Here is a 14,783-nt window from a genome sequence, read left to right on the forward strand (position 1 = left end):
GGATGTTCGCGCCGAGATACCAGGAGTCGCAGGAGGAGAACAGGGTCCGGCCGGCACCACCGCTGACCTCATCCGCGGCCGCCACCCGCGCGCGAGTAGAGCGTGACGAACCCGCGCAGTCACAGCACCAGGACGGCGGGCGCCACCCGTCAAGGGGTCTTGACGATGAAACGCACCGAACGAGGCGCGTGCGAAAGCTGAACGAGCAGCAGGGGAGACGTGGTTGTCGACCTCGTGTGCCATCACTTGGTCCACTGTGGCTCCTTCGGTCCATGGCCCGGCTGACAGGACCACGGGATGCCGAACTGTTCAGCCCGATCTGCACAAGGGGCGGCGACGGCGGGTTCGAGCCGGACGCCGGCCTGCCCTCCGCGACCACCGGCGCCGAGCATGCAGCACGAGATCTGATGAACTGGCGCTGCTCGGTCCGCAGACTTGAACGAACCGCACAGCGGAGTCACCCACAGTCCTGTCGTACTGCACGGCTCTCGTACGCCCCCTCGCACTGTCGTTCCCGGCGAGCATTCGCCTCGCAGGGGGCTGTGAGCGAACTGCTATATCGCCAGGTCAGTAAGGACCAGCACACGCTCGTAGGTGTAATCCGCCATGGCGAACTTCACTCCTTCGCGGCCGACACCAGACTGCTTGACCCCGCCGTAGGGCATCTGGTCGGCGCGATAGGAGGGCACGTCGCCGATCACGACTCCGCCGACCTCCAGAGCCCGATGTGCCCGGAAGGCAGCCTGCAGGTCGCGGGTGAACACACCCGTCTGCAGGCCATACTTGGAGTCGTTCACAGCGGCGAAAGCCTCGGCCTCACCGGACACCTTGAGGACCGAGAGAACTGGCCCGAAGACCTCCTCGCAGGCCAAGGTCGTGTCTGCCGGAACATCCGCGAGGACCGTAGGCGCGTACGAAGCGCCCTCCCGCTTGCCGCCCGTGTACAGCGTGGCCCCGGAGCCGACGGCTTCGTCGACCCACGACTCGACGCGGCATGCGGCGTCCTCACTGACGAGCGGACCCACATCAGTTCTGTCATCCGAGGGGTCCCCGGTGACCTGAGACTCAACGGCCGCCACGATACGCGGCAGCAGCCGGTCGTACACCGCGGCGTCGGCTATGACACGCTGCACGGAGATACAGGACTGCCCGCCCTGGTAGTTGGAGAACACAGCGATACGCTTGGCGGCCCAGTCAAGATCCTCGTCGCTCGCAAAGTCGGCCAACACCACGGCCGCCCCGTTCCCGCCGAGCTCCAGTGTGCAGTGCTTCCTGGGAACCGAGTCCATGATGGCGTACCCGACCCTTTCGGAGCCGGTGAACGAGATGACGGGCAGGCGCTCGTCCTGCACCAGCCCCGGCATCCGGTCATTGGCGACGGGAAGGATGCTCCATGAACCGGCCGGCAGTTCGGTCTCGGCAAGCAGGTCACCCAGGATCAGACCCGACAGCGGAGTATTGGGCGCCGGCTTCAGGATGATCGGGGCGCCGGCCGCGATAGCCGGGGCGACTTTGTGGGCACATTGGTTCAGCGGGAAGTTGAACGGCGTGATGCCCAGCACAACGCCCTTCGGGAAGCGACGGGTGAGCGCGAGCCGCCCCTGGCCGCCGGCGTCGGTGTCCAGCCGCTGAGCCTCACCGCTGTTGAAACGGCGCGCTTCCTCCGCGGCGAACCTGAACACGGACACCGCACGGCCGACCTCACCGCGAGCCCATTTGATCGGCTTCCCGTTCTCTGCAGAGATGAGCTGCGCGATCTCCTCGCTACGCTCCATGAGGCGCCTGCTCACATGGTCGAGCGCCGCAGCACGCACAAATGCCGGCGTAGCCGCGAACTCATCGCGAACGGCGTATGCCGCCGCCACCGCCTCCTCGACCTGCTCATCGGTGGGAACACTGACCTCTCCGATGAGCTGCCCGGTCCAGGGAGAGGAAACCGCCAAGGTCGTCTCACCACTGGCCGGACGGCCGGCGAGCCAGAAAGCGCGGGTGCAAATCATGTCCTGTCGCGGCCCTTTACGTCTGAAGGTGCGCTGACGCGTGTCCGCCAGCAGCTAAACCGTAGGACCGCCGAGGTGGCAGACGTTTTGTACGCGGTGTAGTGATCGTATGCACGCGCACGCCGGAAGGTGGGCTTGAGTCAGGTGCGGCCTACGAATCGCGGATTTCGACGTTCGATACGAGACCAGTGCCCGAGTCCGCTCATCGTGTCGCAGCATCGGCTCTTTCGGGATTCGATCCTGACGTGACTGCCTGACGGAACATGCTCGACGCGCTGATGTCTCGCCTACTTCTGGAATTGATGGGGTGAGAAGCCGTATCTCAACGGATCTTGGAACGTGTGGATCGAACAGAGTTCCTGGTCGGGTGATCTTCCGGTGGTACGCGTATGAAGGCAGGGCCTCCTGGTAGCTCGGGGTGCGACCCCATTCCGAGCGGTTCCCGGAGGCCCTGTTGCCGTTGTTGTACGTGCCCGAGCCCGTTGACTTGAACTCGCCCGCTGTGTCGTGCGATTGCCCCGCGCACGTGTACGGCAACGCGGCCGACCATCCCGATCGGGTGCGCCGGTATCCGTCGGATATGACGGACGCGGAGTGGGCGGCCGTGCGGCCGTTGTTGCCGGTGCCGGCCTGGCTTTTGGGGCGGGGCGGACGGCCCGAGGGCTACTGCCACCGGCAGCTGCTGGATGCGGTCCGCTATCTGGTCGCGGGCGGGATCTCGTGGCGGACGCTGCCCGCGAACTTCCCCGATTGGGGCCGGGTTTACGCCTTCTTCCGCCGCTGGCGCGAGCACGGGCTGATCGCCGAGTTCCACGACCGGCTGCGCGGGAAGGTCCGTGAGTACGAGGGCCGCGAGGCCGCGCCCACGGCGGGGATCATCGACGCGCAGTCGGTGCGGGCCGCCGCGACGGTGCAGGCTGCCTCACGGGGCTACGACGGCGGGAAGAAGGTGCCGGGCCGCAAACGGCACATCGTGACCGACACCCTCGGTCTGCTCCTGGTCGTCGCGGTCACCGCCGCGAACATCGGCGACCGCGACGCCGCGACGGGCCTGCTGACCCGGCTGCGCCGCCTGCACCGCGACATCACCCTCGTCTGGGTCGACGGCGGCTACACCGGCGGCCTCGTCGACTGGTGCCGGGACAAACTCGCCCTGACCTTGGAGATCGTCAAGCGCACCGACGACATGACAGGGTTCGTGGTGCTGCCGACGCGGTGGGTGGCAGAGCGCACGTTCGGGTGGTTGATGCACTCCCGCCGTCTGGCCCGGGACTACGAGACCCTGCCCGCCACCAGCGAGGCGATGATCCGATGGTCGATGGTCACGCGGATGAGCCGGCGTCTGGCACGGCCACGGGCCGCCGGCAGGCACTGAATGCCCTCGAGGTCTCCAGGAGAAGCCACCCGCGCTCCGCCCGGCGCCGGGCTTTCGACCGCAGCCCCTCGACTTTCGCCGGCGTCGCGTCAAGGCCCCAGCTTCACAGCGATCTCCTTGGCTCGAAGCGGGCCGTCACCCGTGGATCGCTGCTGTTCCAGCACGCCCAGAATCCGCTGATAGTCGGGGGCCAGAACCGTCACCGGCAGTCCTTCCCGCCAGGGCGGCACCGTCGAGCCCAGCACCGGCGCGAGCGACGGCGCCGCTTCCTCCTCCGCCTCGGTCGTGGTCACGGCAGTGGACTCGGCCGCAGAAACTGCCAGGGCCTCGAGCAGTTCCTCCCGCGCGATCAGCCGCCGGTCCAGCTCGATCTCCGCGGCCTCCAACACCTCAGCCAACCGCGCGACTTCCTCCCGCAAGCCCTCCACCCGCACACGAGCAGCCGCCTCTCGCTCCTCCAGCATTCCCAGCACCGACGCCACCGCGCACCCCTCGACCATGAAGCGGACACAAGACGTCGCGATGCCTCCCTAAACCCGAGCGAAACCATGCCTGACCAGGAGGTATCAAGGGATCACGTTCGGTTGGGACACGGCTTCTAAGGCCACCAGTTCAAGTTGACAATGCCCGGCCATCGGTACGCCCCTCGGTCTGAAGCGGCGCTGCGCGTAACGTCAGCCGGTGCAGGTAGCGGTGACGGGCGTCGGACGACCGCAGACCCCACGCCAGCAGCATGCCGGTAGACAGTGCTGTCACGTGACCGACGGGAGTGACCCCCAGCGTGGTCAGGCCGCTCGTGATGTGCGGTGCACGCACCGCGAGCGCGGCGAGCGCGGTCCATCGGTGCCACCGCCGGGCCCCGGCTGCCACCACGGCAGCCAGGGCCGAGATGATCACGTAGGACGGGCCGACGTCCAGCGTCGCACGCAGCGCCGGGTCTGCTTGGCCCGCCGCGATCCGCGCTGCCAGCAGCCCTTCGCTCACCAGTGTGCCGAGGACTTGGCCGGCCGCGATCAGCGCGACCGCCCGCATGTTGCCGAACCGGATCACGAGAAACGCCAGTATGACCCCGACGAGGGCAATGCCGCTCAGACAGGCCCAGGGATCGGCGCCGAACAGAAAAGCGGAGGCGATGACCGCCTCCACAGGATGATCACCCATATTGGCCAGGTTGGTCGATGCCCAGGCGTTCACCGCGTGATCACCGCCGTACGTCAGGGACGACGCGGCGGCGAGCAGGGCGAAGCCCCAGGGCACAGGAGAAAGCCATCGGCGGGTGGGCGTCCGGGAGAGATCCATGTAGCCGACCCTGGCAAAGGGTGGCCGCCCCGCGGATCTGACCACGGAATGACCGGCTGATCTCTATCCCTGGACAGACGCGTACGATCGCCCTCCCGGCTAGGGTCGGATGCATGCGAGGCATGATGGCGAGGCACGACGCGGCGTCCCATGTCAGAAGGCTGACGCCAAATCAGCTGATTGAGCTGGATGTGCTTTTGGCCATGGTCTTGATGGCGTCGAACGTCTTGTGGTGGACGCTTGGCACGCATCGCACGGGCTGGCCGGCATGGCAGACCGCGCTGACGGGCTCGTTGGGCGTGGCCGTCGCGGTCCGGCGGTTGCTGCCACTGCCTGCACTGGCGGTGGGGTCCGTGGTGATGGCCACCGACGGCGCGCTCAGCCTGATGGGGGTGCTGGCGACTGCTTTGCTGGTGTACGGGGTGGCGGTCGCCCGACCCGCGCTGATCGCGGCGTACGCGTGCGCGGTGGCAGGCGCCGCACAACTCGCCTTGATGGTCCCCATGCAGGGCATAACAGGGCACGACTACTGGGGGTGGCCGGGGATGGTCCAAAGCCTCTTCGTCGAGGCCGCCGCCTGGGCGATCGGATGGTCCACCAGACAGGGCCGCGCCTACACCCGAGGCCTGGTCGAGCAGGCCGAAGAGCGGGCACAGCTCCTCCTCGTCGAGGAACGTATGCGCATCGCCCGGGAGTTGCACGATGTCGTCGCGCACAGTCTGAGCATCGTCGCGGTCCAGGCGGGCGTCGGCCACCACGTCATGGGCAGCCGACCTGACGAGGCCGCGAAGTCCCTCTCCGCGATCGAGACGACGAGCAGGGAAGCCCTGACGGAGCTGCGTTCACTGCTGGGTGTCCTGCGCGATGACGACGGTGCCGAATGGCTGCCCGGCGGCCTAGACGACCTCAACACGCTTCTCGAACAGACCCGACGGGCCGGCGTCCAGGTCAACTTGACGATCAGCGGGCACCCGCACACCCTGCCCCGAGGTCTGGACCGCGCCGCCTACCGCATCATGCAGGAAGCCCTGACCAACGTCGTCAAGCATGCCCGCACCAGCCACGCCCGGGCGACGGTCGCCTACGCGCCGGGCGAGGTCGCCCTCACGGTCGTCGATGCCGGAGCCGGCCGCACGTCCACCCCGATCACCGAGGGCCACGGCCTGACCGGCATGAAAGAACGCGCCGCCCTCTACGGCGGCGAGGCTCATGCGGGCCCGCTCTCGCCGCACGGCTTTCGCGTCACCGCCCGGCTGCCGTACGCCACGGACGAGCGAACAGCCCAGTTCCCCGTGGGCGCCGATCTGGAGGGCGCATGACAGTGCGGGTCGTCGTAGTGGACGACGAGACGCTGGTGCGTGCCGGGTTCCGTGTGCTGATCGAGTCGGAAAACGATCTCCAGGTCGTCGGCGAGGCTGCCGACGGGAGCCAGGCGGTCAGGGTGATCCGCGAACTGCGCCCCGATGTAGCCCTGATGGACATCCGGATGCCCGGGCTCAATGGCATCGAGGCCATCCGCACACTGCTCGGCGGCCCCGCTCCGGTGCCCGTCCACGTCCTGGTGCTCACCACCTTCGACCTGGACGAGTACGTCTTCGAGGCGCTCCGCGCAGGCGCCGCAGGCTTCCTCCTCAAGGACACTCCACCCGCACGCCTGATCGACGCCGTGCGGGTGATCGCCACCGGAGAGTCGCTGCTGTCACCCGGCGTCACCCGCAGGCTCATCGAGACCTACGTCCGCCGCCCCGGCTACACCGGCCCGGTCGCCGATGCCCTGGACGGGGTGACCAGCCGCGAGCGTGACGTGCTAAGTCTGATCGCACGTGGCCTGTCCAACAACGAAATCGCAGCCGAGCTGTATCTGACCGTTGGCACTGTCAAGACCCACGTCAGTCGTCTGCTGACAAAGCTGGGGGCCAGGGACCGGGCCCAACTCGTCATCGCCGCCTACGAAAGCGGACTGGCCCGTACTCGAGGTGCACGGGCTCGCGGCGGACGATGATCCGCAGGCGGGGGGGCCAGCCGGTCAGGTCGAGCAGGTCGGTGACCGCCCGCTTCGCCAAGGTGATGGCCTGCGACATCCGCGATCCACGCCATCCGCAAGGTCCCCCCGACCAGCCGCGGCACAGAGCGCAGCGCCGACAGCATCGTCAGGTCCAACCGGGCACGCTCGTGTTCCGACCAGCCGAGGTCGTAGCGCAAGGGCCCCCCGAAGAGCTCCTTCTCGGCGTCGGAGACCTCCGGCTCGGCCATCCGCACCCGCCCGAAAACCTCCTCACCAGGCCCCTCCCAACCTGGACCAGTCCAGCGCCCGGATAGCCGGTGCGGGCAGCCGCCCCGCCCCGGTGGCCGTGCTCAACCGCACAGGAGCCTCGCAGCCGGAGTGGTCACGCTGCGAGCCCTGCGTGCGCCGTGCCACGGTATGGCGAGTCGTGTGTGCTTGGGTCTTGGCCGAACTCAACGTGCCCCCCCTCGACGGTTGTGCGGCTACTGGAGCTCAACGAGCCGGCCGCGATTTCGAACACATGTGTTTCGGTCGTGTTGGCAGCCCCAAGTCTGAGCGCGTGCCCGAGCTTGTGCGTTGCATCGACCCTTGCGGTGTATGGGCCAGGGGGCAAGCGGCGATGGCCGAAACGCCGAGCATGCCGCAGTTCCGGCGCCAGGGGCGGGAGCGTGACCCCTTGGCGCAGGTGCCGGACCGCAGGGACGGGCCGCCGTCGGAAGGGCGGCTGGTGTTCGGGCCCATGTGCGGGGCCGTATGGGGGAGGGGCGGGGCGGTCCGGCACCTTTTCGCCGCCTACGACCTGGCCAAAGGCCACGGTGCAGGGGCGACGTGGGTGGTGTCGCCGTACGGGTGCCAGGCGGCGGAGGCGTCGGGCGACGTCGTGGTAGCTTCGCGGTGGAGGCACATAGGTGCCGGCCCCGGACGAGATGTGCGCCGTACCCGGACTGCCAAGACGACGCACTCGGGAGGCGTCATGGCCGCAGGCACATCCTTCATTGATTTCGACGGCCCGGTCTTCCGGCCTGGCGAGTTGGACGTCCGCTGGATCCACGGGTCACCATCGTCCAAGCACAACACCGATCCGGACATCCAGGTCCACGCCTACGACGAGCACACGGTCATCCTGCGGCAGAACATGGCGATCGACTACGAAGCGCCGTTCCTGTACCTGCTGTTCGGTAACACGCGGGCGGTGCTGATCGACACTGGAGCCACCGCGTCCGCCGAGTTCTTCCCCTTGCGCCGGGTGGTTGACGAGCTCGTCGACGGCTGGCTCGCTCGCCACCCCCGACAGGACTACCACCTGCTTGTGCTGCACACTCACGCCCACGGTGACCACATCGCGGGTGACGGCCAGTTCGCCGACCGCCTGCACACCACCGTGGTCGCCGCGGACCTCGCCACCGCCTGGAAGTACTTCGGATTCGACGAGGACCCCACCGCCGTGGCGCGGGTCGATCTGGGAGGCCGCACGCTCGAGTGCCTGGCCACTCCCGGGCACCACGAGGCAGCGGTCACGTTCTACGACCCGTGGACCGGGTTCCTGCTCACCGGCGACACCGTCTACCCCGGCCGGCTCTACGTCCAGGACTGGTCCGCCTTCGCCCGGACCATCGACCGCCTGATCGGGTTCTGCGAGCACAGACCGGTCACCCATGTCCTGGGCTGCCACATCGAGATGACCACCGAGCCGGGCGTGGACTACCCGGTCCGCACCACCTACCAGCCCCACGAACCCCCGCTGCAGATGACCACCGGCCACCTGCACGAGATCAGCGCCGCGCTCAAGGAGATCGGCGACCAGCCCCGCCGGCTCGTCCACCCGCTCTTCGTCATCTGTCCAGAGCACTGAGCCACGCCCGAGGAGCACAGCCGGCCCCGCCGCAGGGCAAGGCCGAACGGAGCACGCACCGCCTTCACCGCCCAGATCACCGCCTTCGAGCAGGTCACCGACCGCATGCAGCCCCGCCTCGCCGCCCCACCCGCTGCAGAACGCCAGGAGACCGAAGATGCCGGCACTATCCTTGCGCAAAGCCCGCGCCGGCAACACCCACACCCTCCTGCCGCCCACACCCGCCACCAGGACCGACCCTGCATGAACCCCCGCGGCAACCCGCACACTCGCCCAGGCCCGCCACCGCGCCAGCCTCGACAAACGCCAGCGAGCCCTGACCGCACTCACCACCCTGGAACAACAGGGCAAAAAGATCACCACGCCGCCGTCGCCCGCACCGCCGACGTCTCCACCTGGCTCACCTACACCGAAGGTATCCGCGAGCAAGTCGAAGCGGCACAACAACGTCGGCAGCCCACCATCCCCACCCTCACGTGCCCCGGAGCACCAACGCGGCGCTGCGCAAAGAACTCGAGCTCGCCAGAGATGAGATCCGCGCCCTGCGGCAGGACAGAGAACGGATGCCGCAAGCCATCCAGCACCAGCTCCGACAGCAACTCGACGCCCTCGACACCAGGCACCCGACCGACCGCGTCGACGAACTCACCGAGCCAACCAACGACTCGAAGACAGCCTCCAACAGGCCACCGACGACAACCACCAGCTCAACGCCCGCGTTGGTCTGCGGACTGTCCCCGCAGGCAGCTGTACGGCATCATCCCGGCCAACCCTAGCCAGCCGCCTCCTGACTGCGATGCTGATGGCGATCGACGTCCGGGACTCCGTACGCCGACGGCCCACGCCCGCCAGCCGCAGCCGCGCGCGTGGACGTAGCGGTAGCTGCGCGGCGTGCCGCGCTGCCGCCCTCGATCCCCTGCCTGAAGCGCAGAGCACGCGCCCGTCAGCGCGTACGGCGAGCCGGGCGCATAAGCTGTCCCGCTTCTGCTCCACCGCCCAACCGGTGGGCACAGCCGGGCTGTCCACAGCTACGGCCAGTATCGGTCCGGGAGGCTGAGCGCTCCAGTTGGCGAGTCAGTGTTCGATTTTGCCAGTTGTGTGCTCCTTACGAGGACCGTGTTCTTCGGTGCTTCGCCAGAACTCGCGCAGCGCGGTGACGAGCACCTCGGGTGCCTCTTCGGCAATGTGATGCCCGGAGGCGATCGGGCCACCGTCCAGCCGGTCAACCGCCCAGTCCCGCCAGATGCCCAGCACGTCGCCGTAAAGATCGGCCATGTCGTCACGGGTGGCCCACAGCACCTGCAGCGGACAGTCGATACGCCGCCCGGCTTGCCAGTCGGCATCAAGGTTCAGCCCGGACGGCCGCACCCTCGCCACCGGCAGCGACGACACAACCGTGCGGCTCTGGAACACTGCTCCGGGAGAGAACCGCGCCACATTGACCGGCCACATGGACGCGGTGGACACGGTGACGTTCAGCCCCGACGGCCGCACTCTCGCCTCAGGAAGCGACGACAACACCGTACGATTGTGGGACGTGGCTACCCGCAGGACGAAAACCACCTTGACAGGCCACAGCAGCCTGGTGAGTTCACTGGCTTTCAGCTCGGATGGACGCACCCTCGCATCAGGCAGTCACGACAAAACCGTGCGGCTATGGGACACGACCACAGGTCAGGCACGCGCAACTCTGACAGGCCCCAGCGATGCGGTGTATGCGTTGGCGTTCGCACCGAATGGTCGCACCCTCGCTTCAGTCGGCCGGGACGGGACTATGCGGCTGTGGGATGCGGAAACCAAGAGAAGCACCAGTACCGTCCCCATCTCAGACAACGGGCTCGGGGCAGTAGCCTTCAGCCCGGACGGACACACTGTCGCGGTCGGCGACCTTAGTGACACCGTATGGTTGTGGGACGCAGCTACAGGCAAAGTCCTCGCCATGTTGCGAGGCCATGCGGGCCCGGTAAACGCGGTGGCATTCAGCCCCAATGGCCGCACCCTCGCCTCGGGCAGCGATGACCACACCGTACGGCTATGGAACGTGGCCGCGCGCACCCTCCGTTCCACCCTCACAGGCCATGCCGGTTCGGTGAATGCTGTGGCGTTCAGCCCGGACGGCCGCGCCCTCGCCTCCAGCAGCAAAGATCACACCGTGCGCCTGTGGGACGTGGCCACCGCCACCATCCGCTCTGTCCTTGCTGGCCACACCGACTCAGTCAATGCCGCGGCATTCAGTCCCGACGGCCGCACCCTCGCCTCGGGCAGCGATGACCACACCGTACCGCTGTGGAATGTAGCGGTACCCCGGCCAGCCGTGCTGATCAAGCACATCTGCGAGGCCGTCCATCGCAACCTGACCCCGCAAGAGCGCGCGCAGTACCTCCCAGAGCACTCATCTGGCCCAGTCTGCTCCGGTGATCATTAAGACCGTGACCTACGTGGTGAGGCGGACGAGTCGTTCGTAGCGTGGGTTGAGTCTGCGGTAGCCGCTACCTGGACGCTTCCCGACCCGGTTCCCGGAGCCCGGTTGGTTCCGCCGGTCCGAGCGGCAGTGCTCACTGCGCCGGCGGTCAACCGGTCAGGGCCTCGTCGGTGCCGTCCGCGGCCGTGGTGTCGGCGGCGAACAGGCTGTAGGCCCCGGTGAGCTGCAGCAGGCGTGCGGGCTGGGATTGCAGGCCGGTTATGGCCAGGCGGCCGCCTTCGGCGTGCGGGCGCCGGCGCAGCGACGCGAGCAGGTTCAGCCCGCTGGAGTCCATGAAGGGCACCCCCGACACGTCCAGGTGCAGCGGCTTGCCGCGCAGTGGGAGGACGGCCGCGGCGCGCGCCAGCTGGGGTCAGGTCTGCAGGTCCATCTCCCCTTGCACGGTGACCAGGGTGTGGTCGGGGTACTGCTGGGTGACTACGGTGAAGTCGTTCACGGTTCGCCCCTCGATCCGGGGTCGAGCCCATCACGCTCTCTGTGGGGGAGGGCGTCAAGCACGCGGCATGAGGCCGCGTACAGCCGAGCAAGACAACCCGCACCGCGCCCCGTCCCGACCGCCAGCTCGGTCGAGCGTGCCGGATCTCCGGTCGTGAACCCCAAGATCCGCACGCCGGTCGTAGCGTGGCACGCGGCTCCGGCTGCCGGTTACCGTGGCGGCCTGTTTCGGTGATCGCACAACGGAGGAACCTGTGCCCGTCCTGCTCGGCGAGGAACTGGTGGCGCTGTTGCGCCGCCCGTCCACCTGCTACATCGCCACCGTCATGCCGGACGGTTCGCCCCAGCTCACCCAGACGTGGGTGGACACCGACGGGCGCCATGTACTGATCAACAGCGTCGAGACCCATCAGAAGACTCGGAACATCGCCCGTGATCCCCGGGTCGCGGTGGCCGTGGCGGATCCCGCGGACCCGACGTCGTACGTCCAGATCCGCGGCCGGGTGGTCGAGGTGCGGACGGACGGCGCCGTCGACCACATCGAGTCGCTCTCCCAGAGGTATCTCGGCGGCCCGTACCCGTGGTTCGGCGGCCGCGGCCAGGTCCGCGTCATCTTCGTGATCGAACCGGACCGGATCAGCAGCCCCCGCGGATAACACGGCCCTTGTCGCCGACCAGACTGATCCCGGGCCGCGGGAGTGTTCGCGTGGTGCACCGGCCGCGGCACCCGGCCGGACGACGACTACCTGATCTGGCGCCCCCGCCCCCCGTCCCGGCAACCCCGCAAACACGGTGGAAATCCTGGCCGACCAGCCCGGGCCTTGACCCCGAACCCTGGACACGGGTTTGACCGTGTACGTGCCGTTTTGGGAATCTTGGACGCGGCGGGCGGGCCGCCAGGCCCGTGTGATGCCGAACGGAGCTGCTGCGGCTCATCTCCTCGGGGCGGGCCGAACGTTGGGCGTCGGGTGAGGGGGTATGGGGCGAGTTCGGCGGCGAGGCATCCCACGGGGCTATCTGCTCAGCCGTCACACACAGCATCATGCCCGGTCAACGACACCACGCAGGCTCCGTCACAAGATCTCCGGCTGTAGTACTGCTTCAGCAGGGCAAAAAATGCGATTATGACTCTTTTGGGCGAATTGCCTTCCGGTAGGGAAGATGGCGCTGATAGACTTGTTTGCGTTAAAAGGATGCTATCAACTCGCCTTCTTTTATAGGATCTTGACGAGTTGTTACTTTGTTTTGCATTGCCCTGTGTTCGACACGCGTAAAGTGGCATGGCGCCGTCGGAATTCCGTAATCACGCCGACGGCCGGTGTCGATCCCAGGTGCGCATGTATACTTCATATTCCTCTCCGTTCGATGGCTACGACCGGCATCTGACGCCGCCCGCCGAGCGCCCGAAAGCACCGATCGAACCGGACGCGAAGGTACTCGTCCCTGCACACCCGCGGTACGCCGCGGATCCGGGGCGCCGCCCCGCGATAGGTTTCGAACTCCTGCAGGGGGCCGACGGAAACCCGGTGGCGGTGGCGTTCACCAGCCCCGCGAAGCTGGTCGCCGCGCTCGGCGACGCGCAGCCGTGGGTGGCGGTGCCCGTCGGATGGTTCGCCCGGGCGATGCACGACCACGGGCTCGGCCCGGTTCGCGTCGACCCGCAACTTCCGCCCGGTGTACGGGTCTGGAGCGCCGAGGACATCAGAACCTACACGGAGGCAGTCCAGTGACCGACCTGAAAATCGTGACGTCAGACGTGACAAAAATGGCGTCCACGTTTCACACAGAGGCCAAGTCCTACGCGCAACTCCACACCTCCGTGAGCCCTGCCGTCGCAAAGTCGGGCGACGACGGTCTTGACCACACGATCCGGTCGATGATGGACGCGATCTCCGGTCTGCATGCCAGACTCGCCGGCCGGATCGAGGAGCAGGGGGATCTCCTTGACGCCGCGGTCAAGCACTTGACGAACCGCGACATAGACGTGCACGGGCTTTTCGAAGACCTGATGGGATAGCGAGACGGGGGACACAAGCTGTGACGGATTCCTGGGTGGGCGGCGACATTGACGGTCTGGCTGCCATGGGCACCGCCCTCACCGGTGCCAAGGAGCACCTGGACGACATCGTCAAACCGCTCAGCGAGGGAGTCGACAAGCTCGTCAAGGACGCGGGCTGGAAGGGCGAGGCCGCCGAGAAGTTCGAGGCCGCCTGGACCAAGGACGCGATCACCGCCGGCGGCTTCGCCGAATTGGTGTACGCGGTGGGCAAGGAGCTCACCGACCTGGCCACCAACCTGTCCTCGGCCAACACGGCACTGCAGAACGCCGCCCATGTCGCCCAGAAGAAGGGCGTGTCCATGGGGCCGAAGGGGGAGCCCATCCCCCTCGTGACGAACAACCCGCCCTCCGAGAAGGAGGTGCAGGCAACAAAGGACAACAACGACTACACCACCCTCTACACGGAGCTGATGCACCAGGCCCAGCGTGCCCGGCTCCTCGCCGCCAAGCACATTGGCCAGCTCTACGCCGAGATCGACCCCAGCGAGCCGATGCAGAAGGGCGACAAGATCGTGGTCGCCGACTACCTGCGCGGCCTGTGGACCGCTGGGGCGGAGGGCGACCGGGCGCTCGGCCTGGACATGGCCGACGACATCAAGCACGCCCAGGAGGAGCACGACAAGGCGCTGTCCGCGCTGAAGGACGAGGAGGCCAAGTTCCGGACGGCGGACGCGAACCTCCCCAAGGCGTTCAAGCTGCGCGGCGAGTGGCAGGCCGCCGCCGACCAACTCGACAGCCTGGAAGGACGGCTGGCCGGGCTGGAGAACGGCAGCTCCCATATGCCGTACGACCGGTACCTCAACTACAAGATGGCGGACGTCCTGCGCGGCAGTGAACTGGCCGAGGGCGCTCCCCGGTTCCTCAAGGAGATCCCGGTCATCGACGTCGCGGCCACGGTGGCCGCCGGCGGTCTGGAGGCCAAGCAGGACCACGACGAGGGCTGGTCCTGGGGCCACTCGGTGCTCGTCGACGTGGGCGGCGGCCTGGTGGGCCTAGGTGCCGGTGTCGCTCTCGCGGCCTCGATCCCGGTGGACGGGATTGTCGCCACGGCCGCGGTCGGCGGCGCGGTCGTCGTCGGCGTGGGAACCTTCGCCGACAAGCTGTTCCACGAGCACTGGAGCGAGGACTGGGACGACCACGGCGCGGTCGTGGGCACGCTGTACGGCATCGGCCACTCCGGGGCCCAGGCGTGGCACGCGGGCGAGGGTATGGTGACCGGCACCGGCCACTGGATCAGCGACAAGTCCAAGGCCCTGTGGCACAAGATCTTCTGATG

The 14,783-nt window shown here is 67.7% G+C and carries 13 protein-coding genes, 1 pseudogene and 1 riboswitch; of the genes and pseudogenes, 9 read left to right on the forward strand and 5 right to left on the reverse strand.

What is annotated here, in order from left to right:
- Nucleotides 1-554: 554 nt before the first annotated feature.
- Nucleotides 555-2,000 carry an aldehyde dehydrogenase family protein gene (locus AB0L59_RS41040; RefSeq protein WP_365592996.1) on the reverse strand — a complete coding sequence of 482 codons (1,446 nt, stop codon included), beginning with the start codon at nt 1,998-2,000 and terminating at the stop codon, nt 555-557.
- Nucleotides 2,001-2,580: 580 nt separating this feature from the next.
- Here AB0L59_RS41040 and AB0L59_RS41045 point away from each other — a divergent pair.
- Complete coding sequence (locus AB0L59_RS41045) at nt 2,581-3,375, forward strand: IS5 family transposase (protein WP_365592999.1); 795 nt, start codon at nt 2,581-2,583, stop codon at nt 3,373-3,375.
- Nucleotides 3,376-3,464: 89 nt separating this feature from the next.
- On the opposite strand, the gene AB0L59_RS41050 is transcribed toward AB0L59_RS41045, so the two are convergent.
- Nucleotides 3,465-3,857: a hypothetical protein gene (locus AB0L59_RS41050; RefSeq protein ID WP_365593001.1), complete on the reverse strand. Its 393-nt coding sequence runs from the start codon at nt 3,855-3,857 to the stop codon at nt 3,465-3,467.
- Between the two features lie 130 nt (nt 3,858-3,987).
- The gene (locus AB0L59_RS41055) at nt 3,988-4,674 is read right to left on the reverse strand and encodes a rhomboid-like protein (protein WP_365593004.1); all 687 of its coding nucleotides are present in this window, start codon (nt 4,672-4,674) and stop codon (nt 3,988-3,990) included.
- A gap of 113 nt (nt 4,675-4,787) precedes the next feature.
- Here AB0L59_RS41055 and AB0L59_RS41060 point away from each other — a divergent pair, with 113 nt between their 5' ends.
- The 3 genes from AB0L59_RS41060 (at nt 4,788) to AB0L59_RS41070 (ending at nt 8,531) form a co-directional block, all read left to right on the forward strand.
- Nucleotides 4,788-5,993, forward strand: coding sequence for a sensor histidine kinase (locus AB0L59_RS41060; protein WP_365593006.1), 1,206 nt, complete (start codon nt 4,788-4,790; stop codon nt 5,991-5,993).
- On the forward strand, nt 5,990-6,676 hold the full coding sequence (locus AB0L59_RS41065) for a response regulator transcription factor (protein ID WP_365593009.1): 687 nt from the start codon (nt 5,990-5,992) through the stop codon (nt 6,674-6,676). The genes AB0L59_RS41060 and AB0L59_RS41065 overlap by 4 nt, the downstream gene beginning before the upstream one ends.
- Before the next feature lie 897 nt (nt 6,677-7,573).
- Nucleotides 7,574-7,641, forward strand: a riboswitch (guanidine-III (ykkC-III) riboswitch).
- A gap of 11 nt (nt 7,642-7,652) precedes the next feature.
- Nucleotides 7,653-8,531 (forward strand): MBL fold metallo-hydrolase, encoded by an 879-nt coding sequence (locus tag AB0L59_RS41070; RefSeq protein ID WP_365593011.1) that lies wholly within the window; start codon nt 7,653-7,655, stop codon nt 8,529-8,531.
- Between the two features lie 1,074 nt (nt 8,532-9,605).
- On the opposite strand, the pseudogene AB0L59_RS41075 reads toward AB0L59_RS41070, so the two are convergent.
- Nucleotides 9,606-9,863 (reverse strand): annotated as a pseudogene (locus tag AB0L59_RS41075) (alpha/beta hydrolase); the annotation flags it as partial.
- Between AB0L59_RS41075 and AB0L59_RS41080 the strand changes: the two are divergent.
- Nucleotides 9,805-10,956: a WD40 repeat domain-containing protein gene (locus tag AB0L59_RS41080; RefSeq protein WP_365593014.1), complete on the forward strand. Its 1,152-nt coding sequence runs from the start codon at nt 9,805-9,807 to the stop codon at nt 10,954-10,956. The pseudogene AB0L59_RS41075 and the gene AB0L59_RS41080 sit on opposite strands and share 59 nt — an antisense overlap.
- 145 nt (nt 10,957-11,101) lie before the next feature.
- Here AB0L59_RS41080 and AB0L59_RS41085 read toward each other — a convergent pair whose 3' ends face one another.
- Nucleotides 11,102-11,359 (reverse strand): STAS domain-containing protein, encoded by a 258-nt coding sequence (locus AB0L59_RS41085; RefSeq protein ID WP_365593094.1) that lies wholly within the window; start codon nt 11,357-11,359, stop codon nt 11,102-11,104.
- 343 nt (nt 11,360-11,702) lie between these two features.
- Here AB0L59_RS41085 and AB0L59_RS41090 point away from each other — a divergent pair, with 343 nt between their 5' ends.
- The 4 genes from AB0L59_RS41090 to AB0L59_RS41105 all read left to right on the forward strand — a co-directional run bounded on the left by AB0L59_RS41090 (nt 11,703) and on the right by AB0L59_RS41105 (nt 14,781).
- Nucleotides 11,703-12,104 carry a PPOX class F420-dependent oxidoreductase gene (locus tag AB0L59_RS41090; RefSeq protein WP_365593017.1) on the forward strand — a complete coding sequence of 134 codons (402 nt, stop codon included), beginning with the start codon at nt 11,703-11,705 and terminating at the stop codon, nt 12,102-12,104.
- 624 nt (nt 12,105-12,728) lie between these two features.
- Entirely contained in the window at nt 12,729-13,178 is a 450-nt protein-coding gene (locus AB0L59_RS41095) for an SAV_915 family protein (protein WP_365593020.1), read from the forward strand.
- Nucleotides 13,175-13,465, forward strand: coding sequence for a DUF6317 family protein (locus AB0L59_RS41100; RefSeq protein WP_365593023.1), 291 nt, complete (start codon nt 13,175-13,177; stop codon nt 13,463-13,465). Before AB0L59_RS41095 ends, AB0L59_RS41100 begins: the two co-directional genes overlap by 4 nt.
- 20 nt (nt 13,466-13,485) lie before the next feature.
- Nucleotides 13,486-14,781, forward strand: coding sequence for a WXG100 family type VII secretion target (locus AB0L59_RS41105; protein ID WP_365593026.1), 1,296 nt, complete (start codon nt 13,486-13,488; stop codon nt 14,779-14,781).
- Nucleotides 14,782-14,783: the final 2 nt, after the last annotated feature.

Origin of the sequence: Streptomyces sp. NPDC052109, assembly GCF_040680195.1 — a bacterium.
Lineage (GTDB): Bacteria > Actinomycetota > Actinomycetes > Streptomycetales > Streptomycetaceae > Streptomyces.